Annotated in this window: 16 protein-coding genes; 8 read left to right on the plus strand and 8 right to left on the minus strand. The window is 61.5% G+C overall.

The features are described from left to right. Positions 1–42 precede the first annotated feature (42 nt). Genes ACFOGH_RS05185 through ACFOGH_RS05200 form a run of 4 tightly spaced genes read left to right on the plus strand, consistent with a single transcriptional unit; the run spans position 43 to position 4191 of the window. Complete coding sequence (locus ACFOGH_RS05185; protein WP_380071996.1) at positions 43–315, plus strand: hypothetical protein; 273 nt, start codon at positions 43–45, stop codon at positions 313–315. After that, positions 305–1948 carry a hypothetical protein gene (locus ACFOGH_RS05190; RefSeq protein WP_380071997.1) on the plus strand — a complete coding sequence of 548 codons (1644 nt, stop codon included), beginning with the start codon at positions 305–307 and terminating at the stop codon, positions 1946–1948. The genes ACFOGH_RS05185 and ACFOGH_RS05190 overlap by 11 nt, the downstream gene beginning before the upstream one ends. Beyond that, positions 1949–2899, plus strand: coding sequence for a tyrosine recombinase (locus tag ACFOGH_RS05195; protein WP_380071998.1), 951 nt, complete (start codon positions 1949–1951; stop codon positions 2897–2899). It abuts the gene before it with no gap. Further along, positions 2896–4191: a transporter associated domain-containing protein gene (locus ACFOGH_RS05200; RefSeq protein ID WP_380071999.1), complete on the plus strand. Its 1296-nt coding sequence runs from the start codon at positions 2896–2898 to the stop codon at positions 4189–4191. The genes ACFOGH_RS05195 and ACFOGH_RS05200 overlap by 4 nt, the downstream gene beginning before the upstream one ends. On the opposite strand, the gene ACFOGH_RS05205 is transcribed toward ACFOGH_RS05200, so the two are convergent. Beyond that, entirely contained in the window at positions 4188–5489 is a 1302-nt protein-coding gene (locus ACFOGH_RS05205; protein ID WP_380072000.1) for a CAP domain-containing protein, read from the minus strand. The two genes, ACFOGH_RS05200 and ACFOGH_RS05205, sit on opposite strands and share 4 nt — an antisense overlap. A 73-nt stretch (positions 5490–5562) precedes the next feature. Beyond that, on the minus strand, positions 5563–7119 hold the full coding sequence (locus ACFOGH_RS05210) for a helicase HerA-like domain-containing protein (protein ID WP_380072001.1): 1557 nt from the start codon (positions 7117–7119) through the stop codon (positions 5563–5565). A 460-nt stretch (positions 7120–7579) separates the two neighbouring features. Here ACFOGH_RS05210 and ACFOGH_RS05215 point away from each other — a divergent pair, with 460 nt between their 5' ends. Beyond that, positions 7580–8248, plus strand: a complete 669-nt coding sequence (locus tag ACFOGH_RS05215; protein WP_380072002.1) for an invasion associated locus B family protein — start codon at positions 7580–7582, stop codon at positions 8246–8248. A 180-nt stretch (positions 8249–8428) separates the two neighbouring features. On the opposite strand, the gene ACFOGH_RS05220 is transcribed toward ACFOGH_RS05215, so the two are convergent. The 4 genes from ACFOGH_RS05220 to ACFOGH_RS05235 all read right to left on the minus strand — a co-directional run bounded on the left by ACFOGH_RS05220 (position 8429) and on the right by ACFOGH_RS05235 (position 12752). Beyond that, positions 8429–9640: a beta-ketoacyl-[acyl-carrier-protein] synthase family protein gene (locus tag ACFOGH_RS05220; RefSeq protein WP_380072003.1), complete on the minus strand. Its 1212-nt coding sequence runs from the start codon at positions 9638–9640 to the stop codon at positions 8429–8431. Continuing rightward, positions 9637–9918 carry an acyl carrier protein gene (locus ACFOGH_RS05225; RefSeq protein WP_380072004.1) on the minus strand — a complete coding sequence of 94 codons (282 nt, stop codon included), beginning with the start codon at positions 9916–9918 and terminating at the stop codon, positions 9637–9639. The genes ACFOGH_RS05220 and ACFOGH_RS05225 overlap by 4 nt, the downstream gene beginning before the upstream one ends. Before the next feature lie 30 nt (positions 9919–9948). Continuing rightward, a complete protein-coding gene (locus ACFOGH_RS05230) occupies positions 9949–11040 on the minus strand; it encodes a UDP-3-O-(3-hydroxymyristoyl)glucosamine N-acyltransferase (protein WP_380072005.1) in 1092 nt (363 codons plus the stop codon). Positions 11041–11105: 65 nt separating this feature from the next. Then, positions 11106–12752 (minus strand): L,D-transpeptidase family protein, encoded by a 1647-nt coding sequence (locus ACFOGH_RS05235; protein ID WP_380072006.1) that lies wholly within the window; start codon positions 12750–12752, stop codon positions 11106–11108. A 356-nt stretch (positions 12753–13108) separates the two neighbouring features. On the opposite strand from ACFOGH_RS05235, the gene ACFOGH_RS05240 reads away from it, so the two are divergent. After that, positions 13109–13669, plus strand: a complete 561-nt coding sequence (locus tag ACFOGH_RS05240) for a YcbK family protein (protein WP_380073972.1) — start codon at positions 13109–13111, stop codon at positions 13667–13669. Between the two features lie 98 nt (positions 13670–13767). Here the strand turns inward: ACFOGH_RS05240 and ACFOGH_RS05245 are convergent, their stop codons facing one another. After that, positions 13768–14520, minus strand: a complete 753-nt coding sequence (locus tag ACFOGH_RS05245) for an RlmE family RNA methyltransferase (protein ID WP_380072007.1) — start codon at positions 14518–14520, stop codon at positions 13768–13770. Beyond that, a complete protein-coding gene (locus ACFOGH_RS05250; protein ID WP_380072008.1) occupies positions 14517–15650 on the minus strand; it encodes a Ppx/GppA phosphatase family protein in 1134 nt (377 codons plus the stop codon). The genes ACFOGH_RS05245 and ACFOGH_RS05250 overlap by 4 nt, the downstream gene beginning before the upstream one ends. 260 nt (positions 15651–15910) lie before the next feature. Here ACFOGH_RS05250 and ACFOGH_RS05255 point away from each other — a divergent pair, with 260 nt between their 5' ends. Beyond that, complete coding sequence (locus ACFOGH_RS05255) at positions 15911–16213, plus strand: virulence factor (RefSeq protein ID WP_380072009.1); 303 nt, start codon at positions 15911–15913, stop codon at positions 16211–16213. 22 nt (positions 16214–16235) lie between these two features. Next, positions 16236–17159: a methylenetetrahydrofolate reductase gene (locus ACFOGH_RS05260; protein WP_380072010.1), complete on the plus strand. Its 924-nt coding sequence runs from the start codon at positions 16236–16238 to the stop codon at positions 17157–17159. Positions 17160–17161: the final 2 nt, after the last annotated feature.

The raw sequence follows: 17161 nt of genomic DNA on the forward strand, positions 1-17161 counted from the left end.
TGCAGCGCCAGATGGCGCATCGCCGCCCAAAGCATATCTTTCTTGTCTGAATGGCGTGAACTCGGCGCAAATGCCATATATAATCTGCATAGCGCTGCGAAGGCTTTTGCCGGCGGTGGCGAAATCACGACAACAATCGCGCAGGGAAAACCTGCGGCAGCAGTAGAAGGCGAAGCGGGCATGGGGCGTCTGATCAAGGTTTTGGTGGTATTGGCTGTGCTTGGCATCATTGGGCTGACGGGTTACGCTTATCTCGCGGATCTTTCTCCGACCGCATCCGAGGTAAAGTTGCCGGTGACGTTGAATGTTGATTAACACCCTTGGCGGCTGTCTGGCAGCGGCGCTGGCTTTGGCGCTGCCAAGTCTCCTGCCCAGCATGGCTGCCGCCGAGAAGAAACCGCTGTCGGCCATCGACTGGTTGTCTCAATCGGTAAAGACGCCGATGCCCAAGGGCGGTGTGGCACCGCAAGCCCCCGCCGAGCCTGCTGCACTGGCTCCGGCTGCGATCAAGAACGGCACGCAGGCCAATCTGCCGCCCGTCGCCAATGAGCCGAAAGTCACCACCGATGCGCTGCCCGATCAGGTGGCCACCACCGTGCTGGGCGGCACCTCGCTGGATGCGGTCGGGCTGTTGCCGCCGCAAGTGACGGGCTTCCCGCATGATCTGTGGGGCATCGGCCACAGCGCCGAGATTGCCCGCGACATTGCCGACGCAGGTCAGGGCGACGTGCCCGCCCTGCAATCGCTGCTGATGACGCTGCTGTTGGCCGAGGCCGAAGCGCCAGCCGATTCCGCAGGCTCGGGCGATTTGCTGATCGCACGCATCGACAAGCTCTTGACCATCGGCGCGCTGGATCAGGCGCAGGCGCTGATCGAGGCGGCAGGCGCTGCCAGCTCGCCCGAACTGTTCCGCCGCAGCTTTGATGTGGCGCTGCTGACCGGCGAAGAAGACAAGGCCTGCGAGGTTTTGAAATCCGCCCCCGGCCTAGCCCCCACCCTGACGACACGGGTGTTTTGTCTGGCCCGCGCTGGCGATTGGAATGCCGCCGCGCTGACACTGCGCACCGCGCAGGCCTTGGACAATATCAGCGCCGAAGATGACGCACTGCTGTCACGCTTTCTCGACCCCGAGCAGTTTGATGGCGAGCCGATGCCGCCCGCGCCCAAGCCGATTACGCCGCTGGTCTGGCGCATCTATGATGCCTTGGGCGAACCCCTTCCCACCACCACCCTGCCCCCGGCCTTTGCCAATGCCGATCTGTCCGACCGCGCGGGATGGAAAGCACAGATCGAAGCCGCCGAGCGTCTGTCACGCGCGGGCGCAATCGCTCCGAACGTCCTGCTGGGCCTTTACACCGATCGTGCCCCCGCAGCCTCGGGCGGGGTATGGGATCGGGCCGATGCGTTCCAACGCTTTGACGCCGCCCTGACCAAACGCGATGTGGCGGCGGTCGAGCAGCGCCTGCCGCTGGCCTATGCGCGGATGAAAGATGTGGAAATCGAGGTGCCCTTTGCCACCCTGTTCGCAGGGCCGCTGGCCACCATGCACCTGACGGGCGATGCCGCCCGCATCAGCTATGAATTGGGCCTGCTGTCGCCCGAATATGAACGGCTGGCGAAATCGCCCGATGCGGGCACCGATGCGCGCACGGCGTTTCTGGCGGGCCTCGCCGCAGGATCGGTCAAGGGCCTGATCGCCCCAGACAGCATGGCCCGCGCCATCGCCCCCGCCTTTACCGACCCGCAACTGCCCGACGACATTGCCGCCTTAATCGCACAAAAGCGGGTGGGTGAGGCGATGCTGCAAGCGATGATCCGCATCGAATCCGGCCTGCGTGGTGAGTTGGTGAAGGTCACAGAAGGCCTGTCGGTGCTGCGCAAACTGGGGCTAGAGGATATCGCCCGCCGCACCGCCTTGCAGTTGATGCTGTTGGAACGGCGGGGCTGAATGGCAGCCCCACGTCACGCTGACAGTTGGATTTCCAGCTTTCTGGCCGCGCAAGCCGCCGATCTGGGGGCCGCGCGCAACACCCAACTCGCCTATGGCCGCGATCTGAAAGATTTCGCCACTTGGCTGGAACGCAATGCCAGCAGTTTTGCCACCGCCACGCGCGAGGATGTCGAGGCTTACCTTGTGTTCTGCGATGCGCAGGGGCTGTCCAAAGCCACCCGCGCGCGCAGGCTGTCGGCGGTGCGCCAGCTTTACCGCTTTGCGCATGAGGAAGGCTGGCGCGACGATAACCCCGCCCTGCGCATCAAGGGCCCGGGCGCAAGCCAGCGCCTGCCCGGCACGCTCTCGCTGCCCGAAGTCGAACGCCTCCTCGACGCCGCCCGCCGCAAGGGCCGGTCCGAACCGGAACGACTGCGCAACTGCGCGTTGGTCGAATTGCTTTATGCCACCGGAATGCGGGTGTCGGAATTGGTGGGCCTGCCAGTGGCTGCCGTGCGCGGCGATCCGAAGATGATCCTTGTCACCGGCAAGGGCGACAAGGAACGCATGGTGCCGCTGTCTGCCACAGCGCGCGCTGCGGTGCAGGATTGGCTGGCCGAACGCGACGCGCAGGAAGATGTGGCGCGCAAGCATGGCAAACCCGCATCGAAATACCTGTTCCCCGGTCCGGGGGCCGATGGCCATCTGACGCGCCAGCATTTCTATTTGTTGGTCAAGGATATAGCCGTGCAAGGCGGCGTTGATCCTGCCAGCGTCACCCCCCACACCCTGCGCCATGCCTTTGCCACGCATCTGCTGGCAGGCGGGGCGGATCTGATGGTGATCCAGGCCCTGCTCGGTCACGCCGATGTCGCGACCACCGAGATTTACACGCATGTGCTGGATGATGATCTGCGCCGCCTTGTGCTGACGCATCATCCTCTGGCGGCTGGCAAAGCGGGCGCATGATGCACGGTGTTTGGGTTTACACACTGCTCGTTGCCATTTTGGCCGCAGCCTCGCTGATGGCCGCCGTGATCGCCGCGCTGCAAAATCTGCCGCATGGCCGCACGCCCGCCAATCCTGCGGCGGTCAATCTGATCGCGCGCGGCGAAACCGGCCTTATGGCCCTGCGGCTGGCGCACAGCCTGACCGCACTTGCCGCCCTGTCGGGCCTGCTGTGGCAAGCGCGCGACTGGACGGGCTTTGACTTCGCCTGGCTGACCTTCGCTGCGGGGATCACCCTTGCGGTGCTGGGTCGGCTGATCCCCTCTGCCGTGGGCAGTGCCGCGGCAGAGGCAACGCTGTCGCGACTGGGCACGTTTGGCCTGATCACGGCTTGGATTTGCGCCCCGCTGGCGATCCTGATGCAAGCCCTGAAACAAGCCGCCCTGCGCAGCTTCGGGCTGACCTTTGATCTCTCTGAACAACATGACGCGCTGCGCGATGACATCGCCGGGGCCATCGCCTTGGGCCACTCCGGCGGTGCGATGCAGAAAGAGGATCGTGACCGCCTGCTGGGCGCGCTCGATCTGTCCGACCGTGCGGTGGAAGAAATCATGCGCCACCGCCGCCAGATCGAAATGCTGAACGCCGACGATCCCCCCGGCGATATTGTCGCCCAGATGCTCGCCTCACCGCACTCGCGCCTGCCGGTGTTCCGCGACGAGGCCGAGAATATTCTGGGCGTGGTCCACACCAAGGATCTGCTGCGCGAGTTGGATCGCCTGCTGCGCGGTGATGCCCCCGAGGGGTTGGAAAACCTTGATATTCTAAAGGTCGCCAAGAAGCCCTATTTCATCCCCGACACCACCAACCTTGACGAACAGATGCGCGAATTTCTCAAGCGGCGCACGCATTTCGCCCTTGTGGTTGATGAATACGGCGCGCTTCAGGGGCTGATCACGCTTGAAGATATTCTGGAAGAAATCGTCGGCGACATCACCGATGAATTCGATGTGGTCACGCGCGATCAGGGCCTGAAACGTGACGGCAATGGCGATTATCTGATCGACGGCGCCATGACGATCCGCGATCTGAACCGCGCAACCGACTGGCAACTGCCCGATGCCGAAGCCAACACCATCGCCGGGCTGGTGATCCACGAAGCCCAGATGATTCCGTCCGAGGGTCAGGTTTTCCACTTCCACGGCTTTCGCATCGAAGTGGCGCAACGCCGCGAGAACCGCCTCACCAAGCTGAAACTGCGCCCGGTGGCCGAGGTTGGCCTGTCCGCCCGCGCACCGATGTCGCGCGCCTAGACAATCGTCAGCGCGTCCGCCAGCCCCGCCGTCGAGGTCAAACCGGTCAGCGTGATCACCTCATTGGCGCTGAATTCAAACGTCACGCCGCCCGCGACCACATGCGCAAACTGCGCCACCACCTGCTGCGCCGTCAGCACCGTGCCACCCCAGATCTGATCGTCGAACGTCAGCCGATCCCCCGCAGCCCGTGAAAAATCGGCTATCGTGTCCAGCCCGAAGTTATTCGCGAAGATGAACGTGTCGGCACCAGCTTCACCAGTCAGACGATCGTTCCAGGTGCCGCCGTCAATCCGGTCAGCGCCATTGCCGCCGATGATCGTGTCGTGCCCGCTACCACCAATCAGATAATCGTTGCCGTTCATCCCCAAAAGTCGGTCATTGCCAGCCGCGCCATCCATTCGGTTATTTCCGGCATTGCCAGTCATCACATTGGCAGTGCCGTTGCCGCCCGCATTCAGGCTCGCATTCCCCAGCAAGGTCAGATTGTTGATGCCAAGATTAAGCGTAACGGACCCTGACGTCAGGATCGTGGATTGATTGACGATATCCACCTTCACATTGCCGTTGCCCATGCCAACGGTAAAGGCATAGCTGATCGTGCCAACTTGCCCCGTCACGGCAACCGCCGCGCCAGCGGTAAGGGCAAGCGCATAGCCACCTGCCGCTTGACTGGTCGCCGAATGCCCTTGTGCTGTGAACGTTGCCCCAGCCACTCCTTCGCCAATCGAATAGAACGCGTTGCGATCGCTGTCGTTGTAAACCACGCCAGTCAGGAACACCGTCGCGGTAGCGGGCCTGCCGAACACTTCGGTTAGCATGGACGAGTCGTAATTGCGCCCGCTATTGTTAAAAAGCCCACGCTCTTGCGCCAAACCAACCTCTTGATAGACGCCGTTCATCATGTTCGCACGATGCCCGGCGCTTAGAAAGAGATCCTGATGATGCGTGGCGATAGCGGCATTCAGATCAATCGTGCCCGAAGTGCCGCGCCACGACAGATTTTCCGCCACGTTGCTCCAACCATATCCTGTTGCCGTCACCCGTTGCGCGGCGGATGATCCACCGCTGCCGGTATGCGAAAACACATCGGCGGCCAGCATCCATTGCGAATGGCCAATCGCTGCATTTTCCAGCAGCGCATTGGGGGCCAGCACCTGCCGTGAGGCGGTGCTGATCGTGCCAGCCGCAAGGCCTGCGTTCAGGTCGATACCGTAACGCGCAGCCTCAGCCGCCGGATCAAGCCGGGCGCGGTTGATCAGTTCCAGCAAATATTGCTCGGCAGCGGTCAAAGCCATCAGGGTCTCCCAAACTCAACGCAGATGTCCAAGATCTGCACGCTGAATAAGGCACAACCAAGACGCGAATATGTCAACGGCTGCGGAAAAGTGACCCCAGAACCCCGCGGATCACCGCCTGCCCGGTTTTAGAGCCAAGACTTCTGGCGAAACTTTTCGCAAAAGCCTCACCAATCGAATCAGACCGGCTGGACGCGGTTTTCTTCGGAGCAGCCGAGCTGCTGCGCCCCGCGCTGCCGCCGTCATAACGACGGGCATTGCGAAACTCGGGCTCGGCACGGTCGGCTGGCTGTTGGCTTTCCGGCACTGCGGCATTCGCCTCTGCCGCCGCATGTTCAGCGCGCGCGCGCAAGCGTTCATAGGCGCTGTCGCGGTCCACGACTGTGTTATACTTCGCCCCCATGGGCGAGGCCGCGATCAGTTGCGCGCGCAATGTCGGATCAATCGGACCCAATTGCGAAGATGGCGGGCGGATCAGCGTGCGTTCTGCGACACCGGGCACGCCCTTGGCTTCCAGAAACGAGGTCACTGCCTCGCCCGTGCCAACATCGCGGATCGCATCTTCAATCGCAAAGCGCGGATTGGGGCGATAGGTTTCCGCTGCCAGCTTCAGGTCTTTCTGATCCTTGGCAGTAAAGGCGCGCAGCGCGTGCTGCACCCGGTTGCCCAACTGGCCCAGAATAAGTTCGGGCACGTCGGCGGGGTTCTGCGTGATGAAATACACGCCCACACCCTTGGATCGGATCAGCCGCGCCACCTGCTCTACCTTGGCCACCAGCGCTTTGGGGGCATCGGTGAACAGCAGATGCGCCTCATCAAAGAAGAACACCAGCTTGGGCTTGTCGGGGTCGCCAACCTCGGGCAGGTTTTCAAACAGCTCTGACAGCAGCCACAGCAGGAACGTCGCATAAAGCCGCGGCGCATTCATCAGCTTTTCTGCGGCCAGAATGTTGATCATCCCCGCACCCGAACTGTCGCAGCGCATCAGATCAGCCAGATCAAGCGCCGGTTCGCCAAACATCTGCGCGGCACCCTGATTTTCCAACACCAGCAACCGGCGCTGAATGGCCCCGACCGAAGTGGTCGACACCAAACCAAACCGCCCCGAAATCTCGCTCGCGTGCTCGGCAACAAAGGTCAGCAAGGCCTGCAGGTCTTTCAGATCCAGCAGCGGCAGGTTTTCCTCATCCGCCAAGCGGAAGGCGACATTCAGCACACCCTCTTGCGGCTCGGTCAATTCCAGCAGGCGCGACAACAGCAGCGGCCCCATCTCGGCCACGGTCGCGCGGATCGGATGGCCCTTTTCGCCAAACATATCCCAGAACGTCACCGGAAAGGCGCGGTATTGCAGATCAAGCCCGATGGTCGCCGCACGTTTGACAAAGCTGTCGTGCAGCTTTTGCGTAACGGCCCCCGCCGCCGCCAGCCCCGCCAGATCGCCCTTCACATCGGCCATGAACACCGGCACGCCCTCGGCAGAAAAGCCTTCGGCCAGCACCTGCAAGGTCACAGTCTTGCCGGTGCCGGTGGCCCCCGCGATCAACCCGTGACGGTTGCCGTATTTCAGCAGCAGGTTCTGCGGCACACCATAAGCTTCGCCACCGCCGCCCACAAAAATCGTCTCGCCCATGCTGCCACCTTTTGCACGAAATAAAGCTGCCCGCAGGCAACCGTTCTCCGACAAAATACATTGTTAACCCGACTGTGCCAGTCTGGATCGTGCCGAACACGTCAGGTTGTGGTTGGCAATGACCTCCTCCCTGTCAGACTGCCGCGCTGCGCAAGCAGCGCGGCCTTTTCCGCAGATCCACTGTCACAATCGGTTACAATTCCTGTTGACGTGGATTTGAAAGCGCCGTAGCGTCTGCCTCAGAAGTCGGCCAGTCCGACAGGGAGAATAAAAAAGTTGAAAAAGGGTCGGCTGTCCGGCCCTTTTTCCTTTTTGAAACATCGTCTTCCGGCCATGTTTTCAGACGTGATCTTCACGGCAGTTTTTTGCCCAAACACGCGAAGTCGTGATGTGTTTTCCGGCTGACTTCCCCGGCTTGCCATGGTAATTGGCCAGCCAAACAATCAAGAAAGAGACAGTGATGTCGATGACAACTTTGCCCCGTTCCTTCGCATTTTCGTTGGGCCTTGCCTTGGCCACAGCAGCTTTCCCGGCTTTGGCGCAAGAAGCAGCACCGGCAGACGCCGCACCGACGGCCACGGTGGACACCACCGCACCGGCAGTCGATGATCTGAACATGGGCGTTGACGCCAACACCCCGCCCGCGCCGCTGACGCAAGAAGAAGCCAAAGAAGGCCAGATTTATCAACTCGCCACCTTTGACGCCTGGGCGCAGCGCTGCACCAAGATGAAAGACGGCTCTGATCCGTGCGAGCTTTATCAACTGCTGAAAGACAAAGACGGCACCAACGTGGCCGAAATCAGCATGTTCGCCCTGCCCGCCGGTGGCAAAGCCGCAGCCGGTGCCACGATCATCGCACCGCTGGAAACCCTGCTGACCGCGAACCTGTCGGTGTCGGTGGATGGCAGCAAGGCCAAGCTTTACCCGTTCACCTTCTGCGCCCAACTGGGCTGCGTCGCGCGCGTCGGCTTTACCGCAGACGAAGTTGCGCAATTCAAGAAGGGCACCAAGGCCACGATCACCATCGTTCCAGCCGCAGCACCCGATCAAAAGGTTGAACTCGCCGTCGCCCTGAAAGGCTTCACCGCAGGCTACGACGCCGTCGCAGCCACGATGCCGAAGAAGTAAGACCATCCCAGATCGCAAAAAGCCCGCCCGGTTTGGGCGGGCTTTTTCATGGGCAGACATGCCAGCCCGCATCCGCAAAAAGCTACATACCACAATATATGGTATAATTCAGGCCATTTTATGGGCGAAATACACAAGTGATTCCCAGATGGGAAGAACTTTGCTCCGACACAGCCGTCGCTAAGGCGCGCGGCGCAGCACCAGCACCGCGTTCAACCCGCCAAAGGCGAAGGCGTTTGACAGCACCACATCCACCTGCGCCTGCCGCGCCACATTCGGCACCACATCCAACGGACAGTCTGGGTCCGCCGCTTCATAGCCAATCGTCGGCGCAATCACACCCTGCTGCAACGCCATCACACAGGCCAGCAACTCTACCGCCCCGGTGCCGCCAATCAGATGGCCGTGCATGGATTTGGTCGAAGACAGCATCACAGCCTCCGCCGCCGCCCCGAACACCTGCGCAATCGCGGCACATTCGGTCTTGTCATTCGCCGCCGTGCCGGTGCCATGCGCGTTGATATAGCCCACGGCATCCGGCGTCACCGCCGCATCGCGCAGCGCCAGCCGGATCGCCCGCGCCGCCCCTTCCTGCGACGGCATCACAATGTCAGAGGCATCCGAGGTCATCGCAAAACCGATCACCTCGGCCAAAATCTCGGCCCCGCGCGCGCGGGCATGGTCGTAATCCTCGAACACGAACACCCCAGCGCCCTCGCCCTGCACCATGCCGCTGCGATTGGCGCTGAACGGACGGCAGGCGGTCTGCGACATCACCCGCAAACCTTCCCACGCCTTGATGCCGCCAAAGCACAGCATGGCCTCCGACCCGCCGGTCAGCATCACCTTAGCCCCGCCCCCCCTGATCGCCTGAAACGCCAAGCCCATCGCATGATTGGAACTGGCGCAAGCGGTCGAGACCGAAAAGCTCGGCCCCCGCAGCCCGAACCGCATCGCCACATGGCTGGCAGCGGCGCTGTTCATCAGCTTTGGCACCACAAACGGATGCACCCGGTTCTTATCCTCGGCATAAACCGCGCGATAGCTTTCGTCCCAGGTGTTGACACCCCCCGCCGCGGTGCCCAGCACCACGCCGCTGTCATCGCCCAGATCACCTTCAAACACCAAGCCCGCCTGTGCCACTGCCTGCTCTGCCGCCACCAGCGTGAACTGGGTGAACCGATCATACAGCGTCAACTGCTGGCGGCTGAACCGCGCCTCGGCATCCCAATCCTTCACCTGACCACCGATCTGGATGCTCAACCGATCCCGGTCGCGGATATCCAATTCGGCAATACCACAGCGCCCCTCGGCAAAAGCCGCGTAGGTGCCCGCAACATCCTGCGCGAGGGCATTGACCGTGCCCGCCCCGGTGATGACAACCCGCCTCATGCAGCTTTCTGGGCGATCAAACCTTCAACCGCCGCCACAATCGAGGCAACCGAGGTCAGATCAAAGCCGCTTTTCGACGGCTCGTTGGCGTTGAACGGCACCGAAATGTCGAAAGCCTCTTCAATCGCAAAAATCGTCTCGACCAGACCAAGGCTGTCGATGCCCAGACTTTCCAGCGATTGCGCCGCCGTCACATCCGCCACATCCAGCACCGCCTGTTCGGCAATGATCGCGATCACCTGCGCCTCAACGCTGACCACCGGAGTTTGCATGTTCATCGGGTTTCCTTCCGTCACGGTTTTCCCCGTTTAATCAACATCAGGTAACAGGGATATGGCTTTCTCCAGTGCCGCCATCCGCCCCGCCATCCGCGGCAGCCGCCGCAGCGCCTTTTGCATCTCGATATGGGTTTCCATCTTGACCGCAGGATAGCCCAAAAGCACCCGGCCTGCAGGCGCGTTGGTAAAAATCTTGGTGGCCCCGCCCGCGATCACATCATCGCCGACAAAGATATTGTCATTGACGCCGCATTGCCCACCCAGCACCACCCGGTCGCCGATGCGGGCCGAGCCTGCAATGCCCACCTGCCCACACAGCAGGCAATCGCGCCCGACCTGCACGTTATGGCCAATGTGGACAAGGTTATCCAACTTGGTGCCCGATCCGATCACCGTATCGCGGATGGTGCCGCGATCAATCGCCACATTCGCGCCAAGCTCTACATCATCGCCAATCGTCACAGCGCCCAGCGAATGAATCCGCGTCCAGCTTTGCGCGCGGATATCATCGCGCTTGCCAAGGCTCGCGCGGATTTCCTCGACCCCCGACTTCTCGGGCGTCACAAACGAAAACCCATCCGCCCCCACCACAGCACCGGGCTGGCAGATGAATCGATGCCCAATCCTCACCCGCGCGCCAATACGCGCGCCCTGCAAGATCAGCGCATCATCGCCAATCACCGCCCCCTCGGCCACCGAGACGTGGCTCGCAATCCGCGCCCGCGCGCCAATAACAGCCCCCGCGCCAATCACCACAAACGGCCCGATTGCAGCACCTGCGCCAATCTGCGCCGAGGCATCGACCAGCGCCATCGGATGTACACCCGGCGCAATCGCCGGGCAGGGATCGAGCATCACCGACAGCCCCGCCATCGCCAACCGTCCGCGCGGCGCAAAGATCGCCGCTTTCAGCCCCAGCGCCCGCCAATCCGCCCCCGGCCACAGCATTGCCACCTGCGCCTGACCTTTGGCAATGCCATCGCCATAGCGCGGGTCCATCGCCAAGGCCAAGTCCTGCGGCCCTGCCGCCGCAGGTTCCGACGCGCGCAGCACGGTCAGGTCAAGATCGCCCTCGGCCTCGGCCCCCAAGGCTTGCGCTATGTCGCGGATCGTATGGGCCATTTTATCCTCCGGCGGTTATGCGGAAGGTTTAGCGCGGATTGCGGCGGGCTTGAACCCCGGAATATTCAGCCCTGCACCTCTGGCATCGTCACCCCAGCCTCGCGCAAAGCCTCAAACAGCTTGCCATCGCGCCCGTAAACATCCCGCCGATAGGCCATGCCGGTTTTGGTCGGCCAAGCGGTGTAATAGACCAGATGCACAGGCACCGGCACCTCCAGCGAGACCGAGCTTTCGCCCTTGCTGTCCAGATGTTCCTGGAACAACCCTTTGGGGTCAGCAGTCTGCTTGGCCAGCAAGGTGTAGGCAAAATCAAACGGGTCGCCCAAACGGATGCAGCCATGGCTGAAAGCGCGCACTTCATTGGCAAACAGTGCCTTTGCGGGCGTGTCGTGCAGATAGATGTTGTAGGGGTTGGGGAACATGAATTTCACCTTGCCCAACGCATTGCCATCCGACGGCGGCTGACGCAGCCCGAACGGAAAGCTTGACGCCGAATAGGCCGCGAAATTCACCGCACCCCGCGGCACCACCCGGCCCCGGCCATCAATCACCTGCAAATGCCCCACCGCATTCGGGTTGCGCTGCAACATCGGCAGGTATTCCTTGACGATGATCGAGCGCGGCACCCCCCAGCTGGGGTTGATCACCATATATTCCATCTCGTCCGAGAATTCCGGGCTGCGCATCTCTGGCGAGGCTTTGCCCACCACCACCCGCGTCTGGAAGGTCACGCGCCCATCATCGACGATTTCTGCAGTAAAATTGGCCTGATTGACCCAGATATGCCGCTTGCCCAGATCGGTATGCGCCATCCAGCGCAGCCGCTCCAATGCAACCGTCACCGATTGCAGACGTTCTGCCGGCGTGGTGTTCAGCGCCTCAATGGTCGAGCCGCCTGCAACACCATCCGCCGCCAAGCCCTGATCCAACTGATAGCGCTGCACCGCGCGCTGCATCTGTGCGTCATAAACAGCGGTCGACGACCGCCCCATATACCCCAGTTCAATCAGCCGATCCCGCAGCGCCACAACCGCAGCACCGCTGTCACCGGGCGAGAGTTTGGAGGCCGAAATTCCGATCTCGGACGGCGCATCATGCTCCAGCCGCAGCTTTTCCTTCATCAACCGCGCATATTCCGGCACGGTGGGCAGCAAGGATGCCAGATAGGTTTCCGGCACTGGGGCCGCCGCGATGGCCGCAAGCAAGCTCGCCTGATCCGGGCGCGGAATTTCGCGCAGAATGGTGGGGTCGATCTTTTTCGGGGTCAAAGCGCCCGAACTGACATCGCGGGCATAGGCCAGATAGGCCGTGGTCATCGCCACTTCCAGACGGCCCCGGTCGCCTTCCGTCACCGCCGCTTTGGCCTGCGCGATCAGCGCAGCCGGGTCATAGCGGCCGGTAGGCAGCCCCTGCCCCTGCGCCGTTGCAAACGCCATCATCAACGCATGACGGCGCGCCTGATCCTGCGGACCCGTCCACAAAGGTTGATAGCCATGCATCCGATAGAACGCGGCCACCGACTCATTCGCGGCTGCGGCTTCGGCCAAAGACCGGGTGAAGGCATCGCTTTGCGCCAAGACAGGCGCTGCATAGGCCAGACCTATGATCAAAGCGGTGCTGACACTCAGCCGATGCAAAGCGGTGCGGGCGCGCCCCAAAAAACGCAAGGACAGAAAAGTCGCGGGGAAACTATTGGGCACGATGATTCTCATGGCTTGGGCCGGGGCCAAGGGTCGGGAAACGCTGATTACTCTGAAAAGCTTGGGTGAAATCGCCGGAAGTGTAAACGTGTGTTAAGCTGTCAAGCCGCGCTTGGGTCGCAACTCCTTGGCCGATTGTCGCATATTCGCCACGAATATGGCAGCTACGGAAATCCCCACTTGGTTCCCTCATTTTCAGCAATTTTTTGCCTATTGCCGTCAGACTGAGATTCGGCGGCCAATCTGCTCTTTGGCTTCACCGCAAGCTGTGCAATAACGTGCAGGCACTTGGGGATGAAGTGACGAACAGAACCGCGACTAAAGGCGGTCAAAGACCAGCGATCGGACAGGCGCACAGAATGGCAAATATGACTTCGAACGGTATCACGCGGCGTGGGCTGCTGGGCGTTTTTGCGGCGACAGCCGTGGTTGCAGCCCCGACTTATTCCAATGCCTTCGGTCTTTTGAAGGGCGCGGGCGACATTCGACGGATCCGAATGTATTCGGGTCGCACCGGGGAAAGCATCGACACGATCTATTGGGTCGAAGGCGAATACATCCCCGAAGTTACCAAAGAGATCAATCACTTCATGCGCGACTGGCGCTCGGACGAAGTGGTCGGGATGGACCCGCGCAACTATGACATCATCGCAGCCGCACACCGTCTGCTGGATGTTCGTGAACCCTACATGCTGCTGTCGGGTTATCGCAGCCCCTCGACCAACGCGATGCTGCGCTCGCATTCGCGCGGCGTTGCCAAGCATTCGCTGCATATGAAGGGCATGGCCGCAGACCTGCGCTTGAAGTCGCGTTCGGTCAGCCAGATGGCCAAAGCGGCAGAGGCCTGCTCGGCGGGTGGCGTCGGCCATTACTACGGTTCCAACTTTGTTCATATGGATTGCGGCCCGGTCCGCACCTGGGGCGGCTGAGGCGGGTTTTCGCGCAACTCAATCGAAGTTTAAGCAAAAAGGCGCCCGTTACGGCGCCTTTTGTTTTGGGGCGGATCAGGATCGTTTCGCTGTTCTGATCAATCTTCGGCGTCAGGCAGCGGCGCAAATGATCCGGTCAGCGTCGCCTTGCCGCGGAAACCTTGTGCGACGACGAACTTCTCGGAACTGTCCGCCCGGCTGGCTGGGGGTTTGACGTTGGCGACCTTCTTGAACGACTTTTTCAACTGGGTCTGCATTTCGGCTTCGGCCCCACCTGCCAGAACCTTGGCGACAAAGGTGCCGCCTTCTTCCAACACGTCAAAGGCAAAGGCGAGCGCAGCTTCGATCAAAGCGATGATGCGCAAGTGATCGGTGCCTTTGTGCCCCGAGGCCGAAGCCGCCATATCCGACATCACCACATCCGCCTTGCCACCCAGCCAGCCCTTGACCAGCGCGTCGGCTTCATCGGACAGAAAATCCAACTGGTGAATCTGCGCGCCCGCGATGCCCTCGATTTCCTGCAAATCCACGCCCAGCACGGTGCCAATCGGCTTTTTCGGATTGTCGCCCTGCGCATTCACCCGCTTTACCGCAACCTGACACCAGCCCCCCGGCGCACAGCCCAGATCCACCACCCGCGCACCCGGCACGAGGAAGTTGTATTTGTCATCCAACTCCAGAATCTTGTAGGCCGCCCGCCCTCGATAGCCTTCCTTCTTGGCGCGGATGACGTAAGGGTCGTTCAACTGCCGCTCAAGCCACAGGGTTGACGACAGCTTGCGGCCCTTCGCGGTTTTCACCCGCACGCGCAGATCGCGCTGGCCCCGGCCTGATGTGTTCTTTTCCGTCATTCGAAAGGTCCGTCCTCTAACACGCCGTCGGCACTCATCTGTGCATATAGCAGCCCCTCGCGCAGGCCACGGTCGGCCACAGAAAGCCTGTCGGTTGGCCATATCCGCATCAGCGCCTGAAGGATAGCCGCGCCAGACATGATCAGCGTATGCCGATCCCGCCCGATGCGCGGGTCATTGCGCCGCCCTTCCGGCCCCAGCGTCAGATATTCGCGGATGACCGAGTCGATCTGATCAGAGGTCATCTGCAAGCCATCGACCTTGGTGCGGTCATACCGGCGCAGGCCCAGATAGCTGGCAGCAACTGTGGTAACGGTGCCCGAGGTGCCGATGATCTGAAAACCTTCCCGCTTTTGCGCCGCCGCATAGGGGCTGAACGAGGCGAGGTTTTCTTCGAAAAACCAGCTCATCAGCGCGAAACGCGCCGCGTCATCTTCAACATCCTGAAACTGATCCTTCAGCGTGGCCACACCCAGCGGCACCGAAATCCAATCCACCACCCGCGCGCCCGCAGGATCAGCCTGAAAGCCGCGATGCAGCCGCATGATCGCATGGGGTCGATCCTCGGGGGCGACAGCAGACAGATCAATCCACACCAGTTCGGTCGATCCGCCGCCGATATCCACCACCAGCAACTGCTCGGTCGAGCGGTTGACCAAAGGCGCGCAAGAGATCACCGCCAGCCGCGCCTCTTCCTCGGCGGGAATGATCTCGACGATCAGCCCGGTTTCACGCCGCACCTGCCGCATGAACTCCTTAGAATTGCGCGCGCGCCGACAGGCTTCGGTAGCCACAAAGCGCATCCGCGTGACGCCGTGCTGTTCGATCTTTTTCTGACAGATGCGCAAAGCCTGCATGGTCCGCCCCATCGAGGCACGACCAAGCCTGCCCGAGGCTTCCAGCCCCGCACCCAGTTGGACAGTCTTTGAAAAGCTGTCCACAACCACAAACTGACTGCCACGCGGCTGGGCAATCAACATGCGGCACGCATTTGTGCCTAAGTCCACGGCGGCATAAAGCCCCTTGGAACCCAGGCCGGGGGGGGCCGACGGGTCAGTTTCGCGGAAAGCACCCTGTGCCTCGACCGCTGTTTGCATCGCGTCCGCCCCCAGGGGACGCTCGGGCGCCATAATCGCCCTCCATTGGTGGTTGCCTTAAAGGTAGTCGCGTTGGCGGCCGGAGGCAAGCACCCTCCCCTACGACGGCGCAATCGTGATCTGGGGTTCATGCAAATGATGAAAAACTCTCCACACGCAGGCTCTGTGCGTGGATGCTGTTTGTGGTATGCAGCGGGCGTGGTCGCTGGCAGCATGTTCTATGTCGAAAACCGACCCTGCTTGTCGCGGATGGCCGCATAGAACAAGCGTGAAAGTGGTGAGGGGAATCAGCGATGCCGGATGTAGTTGTGGTTTTTTGGCGCGATATCCCGGCGCAGGTGATTGTCGGTAAGGGGCGTGCCGCGTCCAAGGTGCAACTGCCGGAACGGTTTGAGCAAGCGATCGACCGTTGCGCAATGAAGATCGGCGCCAAAGATGCTGACGCCTATCTGGCAGAATGGCGCAAGGCTGATCCTTATTCGGTCGACGGTGAAGCGGCCGAGGTTGCTGCCGCCGAAGCCGCGCGTCTGGACACCGCTTATGACACCGAGCGCTTGAAGGCGCTGATCAATGCCGAGGGCTGGGCGCAAGCCTGACCACATCTAACGGGAGGCCCGCGTGGCACTTAGCTTTTTCCGCAAAGAAACCAAAACCGCCGTCAACAACGATGCGAGTGAAGCCTTTCTGAAGGGCTATTCCATCGAGGTGATGCCGCGCACCGCCGAAAAGGTGGAAGATTTCCGCGCGCTGCTGCCGAAAGGCACCCGCGTCTATATCGCCCATATCGAGGGCACCCCGATTGAAGACATGGTCGCCACCGCCAAGCGCATCGCGGGCGAGGGTTTTGACGTGATGCCGCACTTCCCTGCACGCATCATCGCCGACAAGGCCACCCTGGCCGATTGGATCAAGCGCTATCAGACCGAGGCGGGCGTCAAGCAGGCGCTGCTGCTGGGTGGTGGTGTGAATACGCCTGCGGGCGATTTTGACAGCTCGATGCAACTGATCGAAACCGGGTTGTTCGATGGCTTTGAACGTCTGCACGTCGCAGGCCACCCCGAGGGCAACAAGGACATCGACAAAGACGGCGGCGATGCCATCGTCATGCAGGCGTTGAAGTGGAAGCAGGCTTTTTCCGAACGCTCTGATGCCAAGATGGCGATTGCCACGCAGTTCTGCTTTGAGGCCGATCCGGTGATCGCCTGGGCCAACCGGCTGGCCGAAGCGGGCGTGCATCTGCCGATCCATATCGGTGTGGCAGGCCCGGCCAAGCTGCAAACCCTGATCAAATTCGCGATTTCCTGCGGCGTAGGTGCTTCGCTGCGCGTGCTGCAAAAGCGCGCGATGGATGTGACCAAACTGCTGCTGCCCTACGAGCCGACCGAGTTTGTCGCAGGCCTCGCCGCGCACAAAGCCGCCAATCCGGCCTTTGGCATCGAACAGGTTCACTTCTTCCCGCTGGGTGGCATCAAGACCAATGCCACTTGGGTTACTGAAAATGCCGGCGCCGCAGGCGTGCCCGCAAACGCCGCAAACGCTTAAAG

The sequence above is a fragment of the Cypionkella sinensis genome, assembly GCF_042646385.1.
Lineage (GTDB): Bacteria > Pseudomonadota > Alphaproteobacteria > Rhodobacterales > Rhodobacteraceae > Cypionkella > Cypionkella sinensis.

What these genes read in the sequence shown, in the direction of transcription:
- ACFOGH_RS05190 (WP_380071997.1), top strand. Translation starts at nt 305, where the DNA reads ATGTTGATTAACACCCTTGGCGGCTGTCTGGCAGCGGCGCTGGCTTTG.
- ACFOGH_RS05195 (WP_380071998.1), top strand. Translation starts at nt 1,949, where the DNA reads ATGGCAGCCCCACGTCACGCTGACAGTTGGATTTCCAGCTTTCTGGCC.
- ACFOGH_RS05200 (WP_380071999.1), top strand. Translation starts at nt 2,896, where the DNA reads ATGATGCACGGTGTTTGGGTTTACACACTGCTCGTTGCCATTTTGGCC.
- ACFOGH_RS05205 (WP_380072000.1), bottom strand. Translation starts at nt 5,489, where the DNA reads ATGGCTTTGACCGCTGCCGAGCAATATTTGCTGGAACTGATCAACCGC.
- ACFOGH_RS05210 (WP_380072001.1), bottom strand. Translation starts at nt 7,119, where the DNA reads ATGGGCGAGACGATTTTTGTGGGCGGCGGTGGCGAAGCTTATGGTGTG.
- ACFOGH_RS05215 (WP_380072002.1), top strand. Translation starts at nt 7,580, where the DNA reads ATGTCGATGACAACTTTGCCCCGTTCCTTCGCATTTTCGTTGGGCCTT.
- ACFOGH_RS05220 (WP_380072003.1), bottom strand. Translation starts at nt 9,640, where the DNA reads ATGAGGCGGGTTGTCATCACCGGGGCGGGCACGGTCAATGCCCTCGCG.
- ACFOGH_RS05225 (WP_380072004.1), bottom strand. Translation starts at nt 9,918, where the DNA reads ATGAACATGCAAACTCCGGTGGTCAGCGTTGAGGCGCAGGTGATCGCG.
- ACFOGH_RS05230 (WP_380072005.1), bottom strand. Translation starts at nt 11,040, where the DNA reads ATGGCCCATACGATCCGCGACATAGCGCAAGCCTTGGGGGCCGAGGCC.
- ACFOGH_RS05235 (WP_380072006.1), bottom strand. Translation starts at nt 12,752, where the DNA reads ATGAGAATCATCGTGCCCAATAGTTTCCCCGCGACTTTTCTGTCCTTG.
- ACFOGH_RS05240 (WP_380073972.1), top strand. Translation starts at nt 13,109, where the DNA reads ATGACTTCGAACGGTATCACGCGGCGTGGGCTGCTGGGCGTTTTTGCG.
- ACFOGH_RS05245 (WP_380072007.1), bottom strand. Translation starts at nt 14,520, where the DNA reads ATGACGGAAAAGAACACATCAGGCCGGGGCCAGCGCGATCTGCGCGTG.
- ACFOGH_RS05250 (WP_380072008.1), bottom strand. Translation starts at nt 15,650, where the DNA reads ATGGCGCCCGAGCGTCCCCTGGGGGCGGACGCGATGCAAACAGCGGTC.
- ACFOGH_RS05255 (WP_380072009.1), top strand. Translation starts at nt 15,911, where the DNA reads ATGCCGGATGTAGTTGTGGTTTTTTGGCGCGATATCCCGGCGCAGGTG.